We start from the raw sequence: 16,819 nt of genomic DNA, 5'->3' as shown, positions 1-16,819 counted from the left end.
AGGTCTCGTATGTTGAAATCGATCGTTCCGCTACTGTTGATCGCGTCCACCGCTCAGGCGGCAGACACCGTCAGGATCTACAACTGGAGCAGTTACATTGCCCCAGATACCCTGCAAAACTTTACCAGCCATACCGGGCACCCGACTCAGTATGACGTGTACGACAGCAACGAGGTCCTCGACGCCAAACTGATGGCCGGCCGTTCCGGGTATGACGTGGTGTTTCCCTCCAACCACTTCATGGCCCGGCAGATCAAGGCCGGTGCGCTGAAACCGCTGGACCGTAGCAAACTGCCGAACTGGCAGAACCTCAACCCGACGCTGATGAAAGTTCTGGAGGCCAACGATCCGGGCAACCGATACGGTTTCCCGTACCTGTGGGGCAGCACCGGCATCGGCTACAACGTCGCCAAGGTCAAGGCAGTCCTGGGCGATGTACCGATAGACTCATGGGACATCATCTTCAAGCCGGAGAACATGAAAAAACTCGCCCGATGCGGCGTAGCCATGCTCGACAACGGCCCCGAGATCCTTCCCATCGCCTTGAACTACCTGGGGCTTGGGCATCACAGCAAGGACAAGGCCGACTACGAGAAGGCCCAGGCGCTGCTACTCAAAGTGCGGCCCTATGTGAATTACTTCCACAACTCCAAGTACACCAGCGATCTTGCAACGGGAGACGTGTGTCTGGTCGTCGGGTTCTCTGGCGACGTGATGCAGGCGGCCGCCAGAGCCAATGAGGCCGGCAATGGCCAACAGATTGCCTACGCCATCCCCAAGGAAGGCTCACCCATGTGGTTCGACATGGTCGCCATGCCTGCCGATGCTCCGAATGAAGCTGCCGGTTACGCGTTTCTGAATTACCTGCTGGACCCCAACGTCATGGCTGACATCAGCAACCACGTGCACTATGCCAACGGCAATGCTGCCGCTGAAGGCATGGTCGACAAGGCCATTCTCAACGACCCGATGGTGTACCCGCCTGAAAGCGTGATGAAGAAACTCTTTGTGCTGGAAGCGATGCCGCTGGAGACCGACCGGCTGCGCACGCGTGTTTGGAGTCGGGTTAAAAACGGACAATAAAGTCAATCGTCGATGATGCGGGCAGCCCGGATCATCGGCGGCAGGTCCGCGGTGCGAAAGCATGCCTCACACTGGCACCATGACCGCTTGATGTGCTCTAGAAACAAGTCCAGAATCAAGTCTTTTCCTGCTCCGGCTAGAAAAGAAACCCCTTAAATTTCAACGAGTCGGACACCAGATACGAGTCTCGTTTCCCGCTCCAAGATTCAGAAAAAAGCCACTCAGATGAGTGGCTTTTTTTTTGCCTGAAATTCATGTGCTGAGGCGTGAGCCGTCTATCGTCTATCGTGCACTCTCGAATATCGAACCAAAAATTTGCTACCGACGTAATTTTCTGGAGCGCCAGGAAACACTGCATGCGTGAGTATTGTTGAACATTCCCCCACCCAGGCGCTATGGTCGGGCTTAATGCTCACGTCGATCACGAGGCGGCGAAGCCAAGCTTCTGAAAACCGTGATCCAAGCGACGTTTAGTCCAGCGTGTTGTCAATGGTGGCGTTAGGAATACTGTTAAATGCTGAGTTCCAATTCACCTCGGTCGGCGCAAGACTTCAGTCAAAACTTGCGCCTTCTCTGCGGGTACTACAAGTCGGTGGCGATGGTCTGCCGCTCCCTCGATATCAATCGCCAGCAGTTCAACAAATACTTGGGGGCGCAGGCGACTCCCTCACTGTTCACCCTTCGCAAGATATGCGCTTTTTTCGGGGTGGATGAGGATGAAATATTCTCCGACCATGAGTCGTTCCGCGCTTTGCTCAACAGGCAGCGCACGGCGCGAGAGCCGGACAGTGCTGTACCAACCGATTTTTTTCCAAGCTCCGCGCAGGAACTGTCGAAGTACCAGGGTTACTACTTTGTCTATTTGATGTCGCCCTCCGGATCAGGGGAGGTGATCAAGTCGATTACCCGCTTGACCCGTTCCGGCAACAAAATCCTGAGTAAAACGTACGAGCGAGTGAGACTGGGTGATGACCAACTGAAGAGTTTCGGCATCAATAAATATCGTGGGTTCTGCTTTGCCTCATCCGATCTGATTTACATCGTCGAGCACGAATACCTATCGTCTCGGGGCTACATCTGGTCGGCGCTTTACCCCTCCTATCGCAGTCGCTTCCGCTTTCTCAACGGCTTGGTGCTCGGCGTGTCGGGCGACAATTTTCGACGTCCTTTTGGTGCGCAGATTGTGTTTGAGTACCTCGGTGAATCGATCGATCTGCGTAACGCGCTTTCCAGTTGCAGCTGCTTCCCGATTGATGCCCCTGAGATACCCAGCGAGGTGAGGGCGCGGCTGCTGATTCGCCCATCCGAGGGTGAGTTCAACCTCGTTCCGCCGTTGTTCTAACCCCGCTTTAAAAATAGACGCCAGGTGACGCTTTCAAGCGTCATCTGGCGTTTTTTTCTTAGCGCTCGCGAAATTGAGCTGGCGGTGCGGCAGATCAATAATGAGCCACACCGCTCAATAGGCAGTTTCACGAACGGCCAAACACGTCGTTCATTCCAGCTGGATTAACGCCTGCTCGTGCAAGTGACCCGCTGCGCCCATCATAAAAATAAGAGGAACATCGATGAACTTCAAAAGAACCTTGATGGCAGGGTTGATGGCGCTTTCCATTACTGCGCCGTTGACCAGTGGCTTGGTGTGTGCGGCAAACAATACCTTGGTTGTCGCTGATCGAGCCTCTTTCAAGGATTGGGATCCAGCCTCGGCGTTTTCGGAAGAGGTGCGGGTGCTGGGCAATATCTACGAGACGCTTCTGGTCTATAACGCTCCGGGCAGTGCCGAGGAGTTTTCCCCTGGGCTCGCCACGTCCTGGGAAAGCAGCGACAACGGCAAGACTTGGACCTTCAAGCTGCGGCACGGCGTTAAGTTTCATGACGGTTCGGCGTTCAACGCCGCAGCGGTCAAAAAATCCATCGACTACGTCAAAGCGCTAAAACAAGGCGCTGCGTATGTATGGAAAGCCCTGGATTCCGTCGAGATCGTAGCTGACGACACGGTAGTGCTCAAGTTCCAGAATCCCGCTCCGGCCAATCTGATCGCGGCAGGTCAATACGCTGCTTATATCATTGCCCCGGCGGCGGTGGATAAGGGGCATGACTGGATGATGGCTCCCAACGCTATCGGTACCGGTCCCTATAAGCTTGGGCAGGTCGAACAGGGCCAGCAAGTGGTGCTCGAACGTTTCGATGGCTACTGGGGAGGCTGGAAAGAAGGGCAATTTGATCGCGTCATCGTGAAGGTCGTGTCCGAAGCGTCCACCCGCACCCAGATGATAAAAAATGGCGAGGCTGGCGTTGCCTGGGATATCCCCCTTGATCAGCTCAAGGTATTGGGAGAGAACCCTTCCATCAAGGTCAGTACCGCGCCTTCGTGGAAGAACTTCCAGTTCTTGATCAATACCCAGAAGTACCCTACGGATAACTTGGCATTTCGTCAGGCGCTGCAATACCTTTGGGACTATGAAGGTGTCACCAACGATATTTTGCACGGCTACGGCAGTGTGTCCAAGGGGCCTTTACCCACCAGTATCTGGGGGCATGCCAGCGTGCCTATGGCTTCTTACAATCTGGATAAAGCCCGCCAATTATTGGAAGCCTCTGGCGTACCCAAACAGGACTGGAAGGTCTCGATGCAGTACATCAGTGGCATCTATGCAAACGCCGCTGAGCTGTTCCAGGCGACGGCGTCTCAGGTTGGCGTAGAAGTGGAGTTACGTCCCGGCGAGTGGGGTGTGATCTGGGATAAGGCCAAGAAGCTGGACACCGCTCCCAACCTGCAATCCATGGCTTGGTGGCCCACATATCCGACACCCAGCGATTGGCTTTTCAGCGAGTTCCATTCAGAGAAAACCACGCTATTCAATCTGTCTCATTACAGCAACCCAGGCTTCGACCAGTTGATCGAGGAGGCGGTGGCGTTAGAAGGCAGTGATCGGGCTCAGTCCACTGAAAAGTACCAGCAGGCCCAGCAGCTACTGGCCAAGGACGCTCCTGCGATCTGGTACGCGGACGTGCAGCAGATACGTGTTTCCCGCAAAGACATCAAGGGCATGGAAAAGAGCCTGAATCCCGCTTATGAGGCAATTCTCTACTACAACTTGAATCGCTGAATGCTGAGTTGTTTGTGATGAAGTTGTAGGTGTAGGCCTGATTTACCTTGTAGACCGACAGTCGGTTGATTCGCCCGGTTACTCCTCAAGAGCTAATTTTCTTTTGAGGGCTTTGTGCTGGGCGTAAGAAGTCAGGGCCAAGTTTATTAGCCACAAAAGGTAGTATAAATGGCGAAGTATATAGCCCAGCGATTGATAGTGATGTTCTTCATTCTTCTGGGCGTGTTGACCATCACCTTCGTTCTGAGCCGAGCTCTTCCCGGATCCCCGGTAGAGATGATGCTGGGGAACCACCCCACGGCGGAGCAGATTGCCGTCGCGCGAGAAAAACTGGGGTTGGATAAACCTCTGCCGATCCAATACTTCAATTACATCGGCGATCTTCTCCAGGGTGATTTTGGCACCAGTTTGCGCACCGGGCGGCCGGTGGCGGAGGAGGTCATCAGGCGGGTAGGCGCGACGTTTGAACTGACATTCCTTGCAATGTTCTGGGTGGTGCTGCTCGGGGTGCCAATCGGCGTCATCTCGGCGGCCCGGCAGAACTCAGTGGTCGACAACGTGGCACGAGCGGGGTCCATCGCCGGGACGGCATTTCCCGTTTTCATCTTGGCCATGGGGTTGCAGTTGCTGTTCTACGGCAAGCTCAATTGGTTGCCCCTGCAAGGACGTATCGATGCTTCCATTCTTCTCGATAGCCCCTTTGAGCGAGTGACCGGTTTTTACCTGATCGACACGCTGCTGGCCGGCAATTTCGTAGCACTGTGGAGCGCCATCAAACACCTGACGCTGCCCGTGCTCACCCTGGTGGTCGTGACCTTGGCCACTGTCACCCGGATCACCCGCAACATGATGGTGGAGGTGCTCTCCGAGGAGTACATCCGTACGGCGGTTTCTTACGGTGTACCCAAGTGGCGTATCCATTACGCCTATGCCCTGAAGGCGACAATGATTCCGCTCCTGACAGTGGTGGGCCTGACCTTCGGTTATTTGCTCGGCGGTGCGGTAGTCGTTGAGTTCGTTTTCGATTGGCCCGGCCTGGGCGGCTTCGTGGTGTTTTCGATTGCCCAGAATGATTTCCCCGCTGTGATGGGGGCCACCCTGGTGCTGGCCACGACGTATCTGTCGATCAACCTGATTGTTGATCTCTTGTATCACCTTGTTGATCCGAGGCTGCGAGTCCAATGAGTATCCAAGACGTATCCCTGTCCATGCCCTCGCGAGCCCCATCATGGCGCATCAAGGCCCTGGCTTTTGCCTGCGATAACAAGTTGTTTGTATTTGGCGCGCTGTTATTGCTGCTGATCATCCTGGCGGCCATCTTCGCCCCCTGGCTTGCGCCTTATGAACCCAACAAAATTGTCTTTTCCCAAAAATTAATGGCACCCAACTGGGCACACTGGATGGGCACCGACGAGTTTGGTCGCGACATTCTTTCACGGGTGCTTTATGGCGCACGCACCTCGCTGATCATCGGAGTGAGCGTGACGCTGATCGCGATGCTGATCGGAATTCCGATTGGGCTTGTTTCCGGTTACTTCGGTGGTCGAATTGATACGCTGCTGATGCGTGTCTCGGACGTGTTCCTGGCCTTTCCACCGCTGTTGTTGCCGATCGCTATCACCGCTGCGCTGGGGTCGGGATTGGCCAACGCCATGTTAGCGCTCGCCGTCTCCTGGTTCCCTTGGTACGCGAGGATCATGCGCGGTGCGGTAGTACGGGTTCGTTCAGAAACCTATATCCATGCCGCTCGCTCCATGGGTGTCAGTCATTTCCGTATCTTGCTTCGCCATGTACTGCCCAATGCCACCACACCTGTGATCGTGCAGGGCTCCATGGACTTTGGTTACACCATTCTGGCCGCTGCCTCGCTGAGCTTTATCGGGCTGGGGGCCAAGCCGCCCATGGTCGAATGGGGGCTGATGGCCGCGGCTTCGCGCTCGCAATTGCTCGAGAATCCCTGGACGGTGCTGTTCCCCGGCGTCGCGATTTTTGTTCTGGTACTGGCCGTCAACCTGGTGGGTGACGGGCTGCGCGATGTGCTCGATCCAAAGAAGGGGACGCGCTGATGATCAACGAATCCTTGCAACCGTCTACTCCCGAACATCTCGCCGCTTCGAATAACGACACAGCTCAAGAGTTGGTGCTGGAAGTGGAAGGGCTGACGGTGTCCTTCCCAGGTTTGTTCAAGACCGTAAAGGCCGTACGGGGCATCGACCTCAAGGTGAGGCGCGGCGAGATACTTGGATTGGTCGGGGAGTCGGGCTCGGGCAAGTCCATGACGGCCATGTCCTGCCTTGGATTGATGCCTGAGGCCGCTCGGCTGGGCGGCAGTGTCAAGGTCGCCGGACAGCAGGTCAACGGTGCGTCGGCATCGCAGTTAGCGGATTTGCGCGGCGGTGGCGCGGCGATGATCTTCCAGAATCCGATGAAGGCGCTGAACCCGTTCTTCACGGTCGGCCGGCAGATGTTCGATGTCATCGGCTGCCATCGGCAACTGAGCAAGACGCAAATCCGCGCCGAGGCGCTGAGCTCGCTGGAAGCGGTGAGCATGCCCGATCCTTTTCTGGCGCTAGCCAAGTATCCGCACCAGATGTCTGGCGGCCAGTTGCAGCGAGTGGTGATTGCCATGGCGTTGGCCTGTCGACCGAAACTGCTGATCGCTGATGAGCCGACCACCGCGCTGGACGTCACGGTGCAGGCGCAGATCATCGCCTTGCTGCGCAAGCTGGCGAAGGAGCAGGACCTGGCGATTCTGTTTATCACCCACAACCTTGGGGTAGTGGCTTCGCTCTGTGATCGAGTAGCGGTGATGTACGCCGGCGAAGTGGTGGAGAGCGGTCCGGTGGGCCAAGTGTTCAAGCGACCAGCACACCCCTACACCCTGAAACTGATGGGCACCGTGCCAAAGTTGGGGCAGGGGGCTCAGCCCCTGGGCTTCATCCCTGGGCAGGTGCCGAACATGGCGGCTCCCCCGCCTGGGTGTGCCTTCAACCCGCGTTGTGAGCGCGCCACCGGGCGATGCGTCCAGGCTGCGCCGAGGGTGGAGATCGGCGAGGAACACTGGGCGGCTTGCCACAACACGTTGGTCAAGGTGTGAGGCTTCTTTGAAAGGTAAACGGCTATGAATAACAACAAACAGCCCGCACTGCTGAGCGTCACTCAGTTGCACAAGACCTACGCCAGCCGCGACGGCCTGGTGACCGCCATCGACCACATCAACCTGGAGGTGCAGGCCGGTGAGACGGTCGCGCTGGTGGGGGAGTCCGGTTGTGGCAAAAGTACGGTTGCCGCGACCTTGCTCGGTCTGCTGCCAGCTGACAGTGGGCAAATTCTGGTCGAAGGTCGGCCGCTGCCTACTGATGCCAGGGCGCGGGGCAGAAGCTTGAGCATGGTGTTCCAGAATCCCTACGCTTCGCTGAATCCGAAAATGACAATCAAGGCGATTGTTGCCGAGCCGCTGAAGGTTGCCTTTGGTTTGCGCGGTAGCGCCTTGCGCGCGCGCATCCTCTCGCTGTTGGGAAATGTGGGAATGGGCGAGGAACACATGGAGCGCTATCCCCATGAATTCTCCGGTGGCCAGTTGCAGCGTATCGCTATTGCCCGGGCCCTGGCGCTCGAGTCAAGACTGCTGATCCTCGATGAGCCTACGGCGGCGCTCGACGTGTCGGTCCAGGCCCAAGTGCTGCAATTGCTCAAGACGCTGCAGACCGATAATGGCCTGAGCTACCTGTTCATCAGCCACGATCTTGCGACGGTCGAATACCTGGCGCAGCAGGTGCTGGTGATGTACTTGGGGCGCATCGTCGAGGCCGGGACTGTGGGGCAGGTGTTCGGTCGACCGCGCCATCCCTACACCCGTGCGCTGCTCAATTCAGTGCCCTCCATCGATCCTGATCGTCGTGATCAGTTGCAAATCCTCAGCGGCGAGATCCCCAGCCCCTTGAACCGGCCTACCGGGTGCCACTTCGCGCCCCGTTGCCCGAGGGTCAGTGAGCGTTGTCGCCGAGAGGTGCCAGCCGAGACCCAGGATCATGGCCACCGTTTTTCTTGCCACCACCCTCTGAACGATGAGAGCTGAACCCCTAAGTACAATAAAAATGACATGACCGCTCCTGGCATTGGTTATCAGGATTTAAGGCTGATGCAGGGCTATCCGCCGCCCCGGGAAAAGCAAGTCCGTCAGCACAACTGGGACAGTCCACCCTATAACCGCTGGTCGTTCCAGCACATGAGCCAGCTGTTTCCGGTGGCTGCTATTCATCGTGGTCCCGGGCCGGTCAGCGAACTCAAGCGCAACGAGCGTTCACTGGACGACGTACATTTCCAGCGGATCGACGGCAGGCAAACCGATCTGGCGACCTTCCTGACCGATAGCTACACCGATGGTTTCTTGGTGCTTCATCAGGGCAAGGTGGTTTCCGAGCAGTATTTCAATGGTATGCAGCCGCACACGTTGCATCTGTTGCAATCGGTATCCAAGACCATCGTCGGCAGCCTGGTCGGCAGGTTGATAGGCCAGGGCAGAATCGATCCCCAAGCGCACGTCAGCCACTATGTGCCCGAGCTTTCGGCAAGCGGCTATGGCGATGCCCGGGTACAGGATCTGCTGGATATGCGCACGGGCGTGAGATTCAGGGAGGACTACACCGATCCGGATGCTGAATTCATCCAGTTGGATATCGCCTCGGGTTGGCGTGAACGGGGAGAGCGAGAGTCTCCTGACAGCATTTATGGTTTGTTGAAGTCGCTGAGTAAAGACCGTGAGCATGGTCAGTTCTTTGAGTATCGCTCGGTGGACACCGACATGTTGGCCTGGGTCTGTGAGCGGGCCTGCGGCGAGCGGCTCCCCGTTTTATTGAGTCGGGAGATCTGGTCAAGACTGGGGGCAGAGCAAGACGCGAATATCACCCTCGATTGTGTTGGAACTGCATTGGCCGATGGCGGGATGAGCGCCACGCTGCGTGATCTCGGGCGTTTTGCCCAGATGTATTTGCAGGGTGGACATTTCAATTGCCAGCAGATCGTCCCAGAGACGTTTGTGCGTGCATGCGGACGTGGTTCCACACCCGCTTTCGAAGTCCTCTACGGCTACTACACCAAGAGCTTTCCGACTGCGGCTTACAGCAATCAGTGCTGGGTATTGGACAGTGAACAGGGCACCTACTCGGCGCGCGGAGTATTTGGTCAGAGTATCTATTGGGATCCGGCTGCTGAAGTGGCGATCGTAAAACTTTCCAGTTGGCCGGACTTTATCAATCCAGAATGGACGTTGGACACCTTCCGTGCTTGTGCCGCTGTGGTTGAAGAACTTCAGCGCAACTGACGCCGAAGTTTAAACGACTGCGGCTTCTCAAACACCGTTTAGCCCGCTAGCACCTGGACGCTGTTCCAGCCTCAGTCTCGGCGGGTCATACCTATTTCATCCAGACCGCGCTTTGCCGTGGCCGGGATGGTTGTTGCCAAAAATAAAACTTAAAGACGGAGCGACCATGAACTTGAACACCACCCGGGCCTTGCGCTCATTGATCCCGCTGGCGCTGTCGTACGCGCTGTCCACGCCTGCGATGGCGATACAGGTCACTGACAATCTCAATCTTGGTGGCGCGGTCCGGGCGCGTTGGGACTATGACCCGGATCGCGACATCCAGAAGTTCAACTTCGATACCGTGATCCTCTCTGCCAAGTACAACTCTGATACCTGGATCGGCGAGGCCAAGTACCGTTTCTACGGACGAGCCTATCCTTACCAGTACACAGAAAATGTGGGGGACGTGCAGTTCGCCGAGTTCGCCTGGATCGGCTACAAGTTCAACCCTGACCAACAAATCCAGGTCGGCCTGAACCAAGTACCGTTCGGTTTGCAGCCGTATTTTGGCAGCACGTTCTATCAAACCCTGGGCAACGTCGTGGGACTGGAAGACCTGGAAGAACTTGGCGCCAAGTACATCCAGCAAAGCGGCGACTGGAATATCCAGGCCGGTTACTACGTTCGCCCGGCCTCGCAGGGCAAAGGCACCAGCAAGGGCGAAACCTACTCCAGTGTTGTCTCCGAAGCGGATAGCTATGTCATCGACGGCAGCAACAACCAGGAACGCAACACCGTGGTACTGCGGGTGGCCAAGGCGATGGACTTGGGGCCGTGGAAGTCCGAAGTCGGGATTTCTGGCCTGACCTCGTCCCTGGAGAACCGCGACACCAACAACGACGGCCGGCGCAATGCCGTGGCGGTGCACTACATCGGTAAAAACGGGCCATGGGGCGTGCAACTGCAAGCTGCGCGACAGCAGATGTCCCCGCGCAACCCCGGCACTGATGAACTGGTGACTTTCGGCGGTTACGACGCCACTTACAACGTCGCCAGTCGCGGCAACTTGTACGTGGCAGATGTGAGCTACGACGTTGGTGGCAAGTACCTGTTCGATCAGATCAGCGGTGTGCAGCTGTACGCCAACTACAGCGCCTTCGATAAATCCGCAGACGATTTCAAGACCTCGCAACGGATGATTTTCGGCACTTCGTTCTCGTTCAGCAAATTGTGGATCGCCACGGAATGGTTGTACGGCAAGAATGATCCGGTCATCGGTGGCAGCAGCCTCACCCAGAGTCTGGGGGCTGGTGGTAGTGATCAGTGGGAAAACCAGCTGTACATGAATATCGGTTATTACTTCTGATTTGGATTTTTTGGGCAACTTACGGATGTTCGCGTAGACCCAATGGCGGGGCTGGGAATCATACCTCTGGTCCTTGATGCCCTTCAAAAACAACTCCAGAGTCAAATCTTTTCCTGCTCCAGCAATAAAAGAAACCCCTTGGATTTCAACGAGTCGGACACCCGATACGAGTCTCGTTTCCCGCTCCGAGATTCAGAAAAAAGCCACTCAGATGAGTGGCTTTTTTTTGCCTGAAATTTGCCTGCGAGCACATAGTTTGGGATTTGTATCTGACGAACTGTGTCGTGCGGGCTCATCCTTTGTGCCGAACAGCGCGTGCGGACCCGGGCTGCATGCGATGAGGGTGGAAGGGAGGGGCCAGATGGATCGCATACGTGAAGCCTTGTTTTAAACGGTCAGCCCCAGCGCGGCGTTTTGGCGGCGATGAGCCGTTCAGCCAGCAGGATCGCGCCCGCCAGCAACATCATCGGAATGTGCCAGGACCCGCTGACAAGCGGCACGACCATCCAGGCCCAGCACGAAACGATACAAAACAGGCCGTGCGCCAGGCCTCGGATCAGGCAATCCCTGTTGGCAGCCCAGCCGAACAGACTTAGCCGCCCCATTCGGTGGCCACGATTGAGGGCTGCGCGGTGCCACGGGCTCGCGCTCCACAGCATCGCAACCAGCAGCGCCACGGCCAGGGCATTTTCTGCGGCAGCCATCTGTAGCAATAGCGCCAGGGCGATCAGGAGCGGGCCGGCGGCCATCCACATGGCACCGTAACCGAGCAGGAAGCCGACTGACGCTTGTATTCGCCTGCTTGGCAGGCTGGAGCGCCAGACGTGTATGAGTGGCGTCGCCAGGAGGGGCGGCATCATGGCCAGGAGCATCAAGGCCCAACCGGCCAGGATTCGCTGGGGTGGGTTGAGTGCCAGCTCCGCTTGCAGGGCGGCAGGCCAACTCGTGAAGATCGATAGCCCATCTACAGTGACGCAGAACGCAGGTCCGTTGGTGGTGATGTCGTTGTAGACGGACAAGGCCAAGCCGAGTCCCGCCATTGCCAAAAGCACCGGCCAGGGGTCGTGGGTAAATTGGCGTAGAACAGAGCCTGGGCGCATGAGGTCGTTCTCGACGCTGATGTCTATCTGGCGTTCGTCAACGGCTGAAGCCGGACTTCAACGCCTGAAGTCCGGCACCCTTGGTCCAGCAGCGCTACTGAGTTTGCAGCAATAGATGCACATCAATGACGGGATCGCCCATCAGCTTCTGCGGGAACCGATCGCCGATGAAGTCCTTGTTCACCGGCTCTACCCAGACGCTCAGCTTGCCGCCCAACACGGCCGCCATGGGTAACTCGAAATCGAATTGGGTCATGGCATTGGCCACGCAATTGGCGCAGCTTTGAACCTCTACCGGTTGAAACAATGCTCTGGAGGCGATGGTCTTGCCGTCTTTTTGCAAGTGCACCGAGAAGCTGCCGGGGATCTTCAGACGATTGATACCGCTGACCCGCACATTGACTCGATCTGCTTCAACCGTGAAGTGTTTGGACGCAGCGAGCGTACGCTGGGTCTTCGGCAGGAAATCGACGTTCGAGCCTGTCGCCGCGGGCGCATAGTCAATGCCGAGTTGACCGACCGAGTCGATGATCGCCAGCGTGTTCAGCTCTAGTGGGGTGCTGGTGAATGGGTTCAGGGTTTGCAGCGCCGTATCGTTGAAGATCTGATAACTGACGGGGTCGGTGACTTCGTTGATGGTCGTGAGCAATCCATGCAGATCGGTGGCCAGCATTTTTTTCTGCCATTCCCAGAACAGCCTGTCCCAATTGCAATGGAAGAACCAGAACACTGGGTCGAAGGCCGCCACTTCCTGGTTCTGCATGGTGGTGCCAATTGAGTTGTGACCACTGTCGTGGGCGGCAATGATGGTGTTGTGGGCGGCGCCGGACCAATAGCCGTGGAAGTCCTCCCAGTCAGTTTTGCTCATGGCTCGGTTCACATCATCAGTCACCCCATTGCACAGCAGGTTCTGGGCGATCGTGTCGTAGGTAAAACGTGTGGTGACGTAGCCTGCCGGATAATCGGAGCTGGCGGCTTGCTGCAACGTGTACTGGTCGAAGGGCGGGCTTTTAAGCACGTCGGGGAAGGGCGTGGTGATATCCCAGTAGGGCAGGGTGACGTTCGCACAGCCGGGGACCGATCTCAGGGCGTTCTCGAAGCTGACCAGATAGGCTCGGTGCCAAGGGTTGTACCCCGGGACGTGATGCATGCAATAGGTATTGGGTGCCGGAAACCAGTGATAAGCGGCCTGCGTGAAGTAGCTGTTGGGGTCGGTGGGCTCCATGGCCATAATGGCTGAAAACGCCTGTTTGAGCAGATCGAGCTCGGCGCTGGACAGCGTAGTGATGTCCTTGCGGACCCTGGCGGTGGACGCGTCTGCGCTGAACAGTGACCGCGCAGCGAAGTCCGTTGCGTTGGCGCTGGCAGCGGGGACTCCTTTCGGGTAGCCGTTGTTCATCCAGTTGAGGAAGGTACCCACCCAGTCAGCGGGCCAGGGGCGGTTTGGCGGCATATTGCCCCCCGCCACTTGTTGGTAGATATCGCCTGCGTGCTTCATCACCGCGTCGTAGCTGGCCAGGTCGAGGCCTTGCCTGGCCATGTGCGCCTGGTCTACTGAGGTGAACATGTCGCGGATCTGCCCGTACCAGGTAGGTTGGGCGACAGGCGCTGTGGTGGAGGTAGTAGTCATGCCGACTCCTTGTCGTCAATAACGAACGTTGCAGTGGATCGGATCCTGGGTCGCCAGCATTGCTTGCTCTACATCCCTGTCGGCCCGGTAGTATCCCGACAAACAGTACCTAGGTACTTTTGACGCAGATGAACGAGGCGACCAGTCCAGCGGGTTCGCCATTGTGAGGTTTCATGCGGATGACCGACCCGGTGATGGCCGGAACCTGGCTCACGCCGTTGGGCCAACGTTCCGTCAGCGATCCGTCATAATCGTAGAAGTAGTCTTGTGTCGAGGTCCCGGGACGCCCGCTGCCCGCAATGTGCACATGGTCTGGACGACCGTGGCCATGGGTGATGACCCCCTTCAAATCCATGACGGCGCTTGCCCCGAAACTGAGTTCGCCGATGAACGTCTCGTTGGCGGTGTCCTCTACGGTCCACACACCTTCGGCGAACAACAGCGCTTCCAGTTTTTTCGGGTCACCGTCAGTCAACGCGGGGTTGTTGAGAAAACTTCTGTACGTCCATTGTCCTGCAAAGGGATTGCTCATTACCGATAGCTCCTGATCAGGGTTACTTGGAGTCCGAGTGTTGATGTGCCGTGTGCTTCATACCGGCCATGCCAATGCCACCGCCGATAGCAGTGATGTCCGGCACGATCTGGATATTGGTCATCATGCCGCCGTCTTCGTGGTCGAGGATGTGGCAGTGGATGACGAACTCACCGATGTAGCGGTCGTAGTGCGTGCGCACCAGGACCTGATAGTCGTTCTGCACGAAGATGGTGTCCTTGAACTCATGCCACATCCCGCAATATTGATTCTGTAGGCCCAGTTCGTCGGCTGGCACCAGGCACTCGCCATTGGGGCCGAAGATACTTTTGGGCTTCTCGCCCGGCTTGGCGTAGAGCACGTCCATCACCTGGAACGGGTTGACGTGGATGTGAAAAATATGAGGCTCGCGCTGGGAGGTCAGAACCCAATCGTCTGTCGTATTGACCTGTCGGGTGAAATCGATGCGGTCCGGATCGTAGGACTTGTAGTTGATGTAGAAGCCGAACGGACCGGTCCACGGGTCTCCCGGTTTCTGCGGCGCGTTGGCGGGCGGCGAGGGCGGGAATGGCGGATTGCCAATAAAAAAGTCGGCCTTCTGAATGTCGTCATTGACCACGGCGTTCTTCAGGTCATCCATCCCGCGCCAGGGGTTCAGGTCTCCGGTTCGCAGCCCTTCCAGCGCTGCGGCAGGGAGCGACTTATCCGTTTTGTTAGCGTCGTACAGCGCTTGCTGGATGTAGCTTTGCGGATCATCAGTCACAACCTGGCCGCCCGACACGATGACCGTGGCCAGCAATTGTGTTTCGTTCGGACCCTGGCCGCCCGGGCCACCGTTGGGGCCTGCATTGGCGCGTTCAGCGGGAGTCGCTGCCTGGTTCAGTACACAGTAGGTGCCGTCGCGGGGGAACATCAGCAGCACATCGCTGCGATAGCCCGGTTGCAGGAAGTTGCTGCCGATGCCGCCGCTCACGCTCTTTTTGTTGACGCCGATGGGGCGAATTGCAGTGCGTGTGAGTCCGTCGGCGGCGACCTCGAACTGAGGTACGAGCTCGACCGGTTTACTGGTGCCCGGCACGGTCGCCGGGCATAGATCGGCGATCACGGCGGCCTGCTCCTTCGGTGTGCCGCTGAGTACACCCTTTAGCGCAAGCGTGGCTTTGGGGCTGGTCGGGTTCATGGGCACGATCTGCAGGTTTATGGTGTCGTGGATACCTGCGTGAATGAAGCGCCAGCGTTGAATTTCTCCTGCGGCGATGCCCTGGAGGGTCGGTTGCACCACGCCGTTGATGCTGGTGAATCGACCGCTTTCATCCCAGACAGTGGCCGAGGCGAGTTGCGCATCGAAGTTCTCTACCACACCTGTCTTGCCGCTGGGACACGTCCAGGTGTCATCTTTTTGCTTGATGATGTCGCCCTTGTCGTCGAAACACGCATAGGGAATCTGCTGGAACAGAAAGACTTGTTCAGTGATGGGTTGCCCGGCTGCGTTTTTGAGAATGGTGTCGATGTCTCCTGGCTTGCCGCCGGTGTAGGGTCGGTCACCGCGTACGATCAGGGCGCCCGCAGCGCCGCTGGCGACCTGCAGGGCAGTGGAACCATGCCGGTGCGCGTGGTACCAGAAGGTGCCTGAAGGGTGATCGGTGGGGATGTTGATTTCATATTCGAATTGGGTCTGTGGAGCGATGTTCAACAGTACGTTGTCGCTGTTGCCCGACGGCGAAACGTGCATCCCGTGATAATGCAGATTGATCGTATTGAAGCAGCCTGGCTGGCCATTCGCCGGATCCCCCCCTCCCGGACAGCTGGGATCGTTTTTATCCAGCTGGTTGTCCAGGTGGACCCGCAAGGTATTGCCTGGCTGCACATCGATCAGCGGCCCCGACAGGCAGCCGCCATAGGAACGCAGCTTGACCTTGTCCTTGGCACCATCGGGATTGCCCGGGTTGTAGATATAGTTTTCGCGCTGCTGCACTTGCAGGTTGAGTTCGACGGTTTGTCCGTCGCGGGTAATGTCGCCCTGCGGGTTGCAATCTGTTTTCGCAAGGGTCGACTCAGTTGCCTTCAGCGTGCCCGGCGCGCCTTTTTCAACAAGCCTGGGCGGCGCCAGGAACGGCTGGGCGGCGAGTTCGGCAAACACTGCCTGGGAGGTTGTGCAGACCAACAACCCGGCCAGGACTATACGAAGCGAAGTCATATTGTTCTCCCTGCGCCATTGCGCGAATGTGTGCGACAGCCTTGGCGGCCGTGTGTCCTTTGATCAGCTGATTTACATGGGAACCGGCATCGATCCTGCAGTGAGGCTGCATGTTTCCCAGGAAGAATCTTTGCGCTTGACCACATTGGCGCTGTTCGCAGCCATGCCGGAGGAGTCGCAGGTGCGACCTGCGGCTGGGCGGTGGTCCGGCGATTGGGTGGCGCGAGGGAGGGCGGGGTTGTACGGCGGTCCTCTGCGAACCATCCGATTGAATGGCTCGTAAGGGGCACTGATATCGAGCAAGTCCACGCGATCATGGGCCGCTATTGCAAACAGGTACTGTCCAGGTGCGGACATGGCTCCCTCCTTGGGAACACCATGACGAACGCGTTTGCGTCGCCAGATGTGTAGCTTCCTGCTAATCAGCGTTGTGATGCCAGGACGGCAAGATCGGAGGTCTTGTGGCTCGGAGCCAGTATCCTGAAAGTCAGCTCTG

General features: G+C 57.5%; 13 protein-coding genes. 9 read left to right on the top strand and 4 right to left on the bottom strand.

Going from position 1 to position 16,819, the window contains the following annotated elements:
* Positions 1–9 precede the first annotated feature (9 nt).
* The 9 genes from AB4O09_RS19380 to AB4O09_RS19340 all read left to right on the top strand — a co-directional run bounded on the left by AB4O09_RS19380 (position 10) and on the right by AB4O09_RS19340 (position 10,864).
* Positions 10–1,083, top strand: a complete 1,074-nt coding sequence (locus AB4O09_RS19380) for a polyamine ABC transporter substrate-binding protein (protein WP_109755298.1) — start codon at positions 10–12, stop codon at positions 1,081–1,083.
* Between the two features lie 514 nt (positions 1,084–1,597).
* Positions 1,598–2,425, top strand: a complete 828-nt coding sequence (locus AB4O09_RS19375; RefSeq protein ID WP_214509191.1) for a helix-turn-helix domain-containing protein — start codon at positions 1,598–1,600, stop codon at positions 2,423–2,425.
* Positions 2,426–2,648: 223 nt separating this feature from the next.
* Positions 2,649–4,193, top strand: a complete 1,545-nt coding sequence (locus AB4O09_RS19370; RefSeq protein WP_214509192.1) for an ABC transporter substrate-binding protein — start codon at positions 2,649–2,651, stop codon at positions 4,191–4,193.
* 168 nt (positions 4,194–4,361) lie between these two features.
* On the top strand, positions 4,362–5,378 hold the full coding sequence (locus AB4O09_RS19365) for an ABC transporter permease (protein ID WP_046061801.1): 1,017 nt from the start codon (positions 4,362–4,364) through the stop codon (positions 5,376–5,378).
* Positions 5,375–6,259, top strand: a complete 885-nt coding sequence (locus AB4O09_RS19360; RefSeq protein ID WP_024616670.1) for an ABC transporter permease — start codon at positions 5,375–5,377, stop codon at positions 6,257–6,259. The genes AB4O09_RS19365 and AB4O09_RS19360 overlap by 4 nt, the downstream gene beginning before the upstream one ends.
* Positions 6,259–7,290 (top strand): ABC transporter ATP-binding protein, encoded by a 1,032-nt coding sequence (locus tag AB4O09_RS19355; protein ID WP_214509193.1) that lies wholly within the window; start codon positions 6,259–6,261, stop codon positions 7,288–7,290. The genes AB4O09_RS19360 and AB4O09_RS19355 overlap by 1 nt, the downstream gene beginning before the upstream one ends.
* 24 nt (positions 7,291–7,314) lie before the next feature.
* Entirely contained in the window at positions 7,315–8,271 is a 957-nt protein-coding gene (locus tag AB4O09_RS19350) for an ABC transporter ATP-binding protein (protein ID WP_253473529.1), read from the top strand.
* Between the two features lie 24 nt (positions 8,272–8,295).
* On the top strand, positions 8,296–9,516 hold the full coding sequence (locus tag AB4O09_RS19345; RefSeq protein WP_460107365.1) for a serine hydrolase domain-containing protein: 1,221 nt from the start codon (positions 8,296–8,298) through the stop codon (positions 9,514–9,516).
* Between the two features lie 166 nt (positions 9,517–9,682).
* A complete protein-coding gene (locus AB4O09_RS19340; protein WP_214509196.1) occupies positions 9,683–10,864 on the top strand; it encodes a hypothetical protein in 1,182 nt (393 codons plus the stop codon).
* Between the two features lie 395 nt (positions 10,865–11,259).
* On the opposite strand, the gene AB4O09_RS19335 is transcribed toward AB4O09_RS19340, so the two are convergent.
* The 4 genes from AB4O09_RS19335 to AB4O09_RS19320 form a co-directional block, all read right to left on the bottom strand.
* On the bottom strand, positions 11,260–11,904 hold the full coding sequence (locus tag AB4O09_RS19335; RefSeq protein ID WP_250885995.1) for a copper chaperone: 645 nt from the start codon (positions 11,902–11,904) through the stop codon (positions 11,260–11,262).
* 154 nt (positions 11,905–12,058) lie between these two features.
* The gene (locus AB4O09_RS19330) at positions 12,059–13,594 is read right to left on the bottom strand and encodes a tyrosinase family protein (protein WP_460053169.1); all 1,536 of its coding nucleotides are present in this window, start codon (positions 13,592–13,594) and stop codon (positions 12,059–12,061) included.
* Between the two features lie 109 nt (positions 13,595–13,703).
* Positions 13,704–14,126 carry a hypothetical protein gene (locus tag AB4O09_RS19325; protein WP_460053170.1) on the bottom strand — a complete coding sequence of 141 codons (423 nt, stop codon included), beginning with the start codon at positions 14,124–14,126 and terminating at the stop codon, positions 13,704–13,706.
* Positions 14,127–14,148: 22 nt separating this feature from the next.
* Positions 14,149–16,266 (bottom strand): multicopper oxidase family protein, encoded by a 2,118-nt coding sequence (locus AB4O09_RS19320; RefSeq protein ID WP_460107362.1) that lies wholly within the window; start codon positions 16,264–16,266, stop codon positions 14,149–14,151.
* Positions 16,267–16,819: the final 553 nt, after the last annotated feature.

The organism is Pseudomonas sp. H1_F01, assembly GCF_054681425.1.
The sequence above is the reverse complement of the archived record's forward strand: the minus strand, read 5'-3'. Positions and strand labels throughout refer to the sequence as shown.

Coding starts and splice junctions, on each gene's coding strand:
- AB4O09_RS19375 (WP_214509191.1), top strand. CDS start 1,598: ATGCTGAGTTCCAATTCACCTCGGTCGGCGCAAGACTTCAGTCAAAAC.
- AB4O09_RS19380 (WP_109755298.1), top strand. CDS start 10: ATGTTGAAATCGATCGTTCCGCTACTGTTGATCGCGTCCACCGCTCAG.
- AB4O09_RS19365 (WP_046061801.1), top strand. CDS start 4,362: ATGGCGAAGTATATAGCCCAGCGATTGATAGTGATGTTCTTCATTCTT.
- AB4O09_RS19350 (WP_253473529.1), top strand. CDS start 7,315: ATGAATAACAACAAACAGCCCGCACTGCTGAGCGTCACTCAGTTGCAC.
- AB4O09_RS19340 (WP_214509196.1), top strand. CDS start 9,683: ATGAACTTGAACACCACCCGGGCCTTGCGCTCATTGATCCCGCTGGCG.
- AB4O09_RS19370 (WP_214509192.1), top strand. CDS start 2,649: ATGAACTTCAAAAGAACCTTGATGGCAGGGTTGATGGCGCTTTCCATT.
- AB4O09_RS19345 (WP_460107365.1), top strand. CDS start 8,296: ATGACCGCTCCTGGCATTGGTTATCAGGATTTAAGGCTGATGCAGGGC.
- AB4O09_RS19335 (WP_250885995.1), bottom strand. CDS start 11,904: ATGGCGGGACTCGGCTTGGCCTTGTCCGTCTACAACGACATCACCACC.
- AB4O09_RS19355 (WP_214509193.1), top strand. CDS start 6,259: ATGATCAACGAATCCTTGCAACCGTCTACTCCCGAACATCTCGCCGCT.
- AB4O09_RS19325 (WP_460053170.1), bottom strand. CDS start 14,126: ATGAGCAATCCCTTTGCAGGACAATGGACGTACAGAAGTTTTCTCAAC.
- AB4O09_RS19330 (WP_460053169.1), bottom strand. CDS start 13,594: ATGACTACTACCTCCACCACAGCGCCTGTCGCCCAACCTACCTGGTAC.
- AB4O09_RS19360 (WP_024616670.1), top strand. CDS start 5,375: ATGAGTATCCAAGACGTATCCCTGTCCATGCCCTCGCGAGCCCCATCA.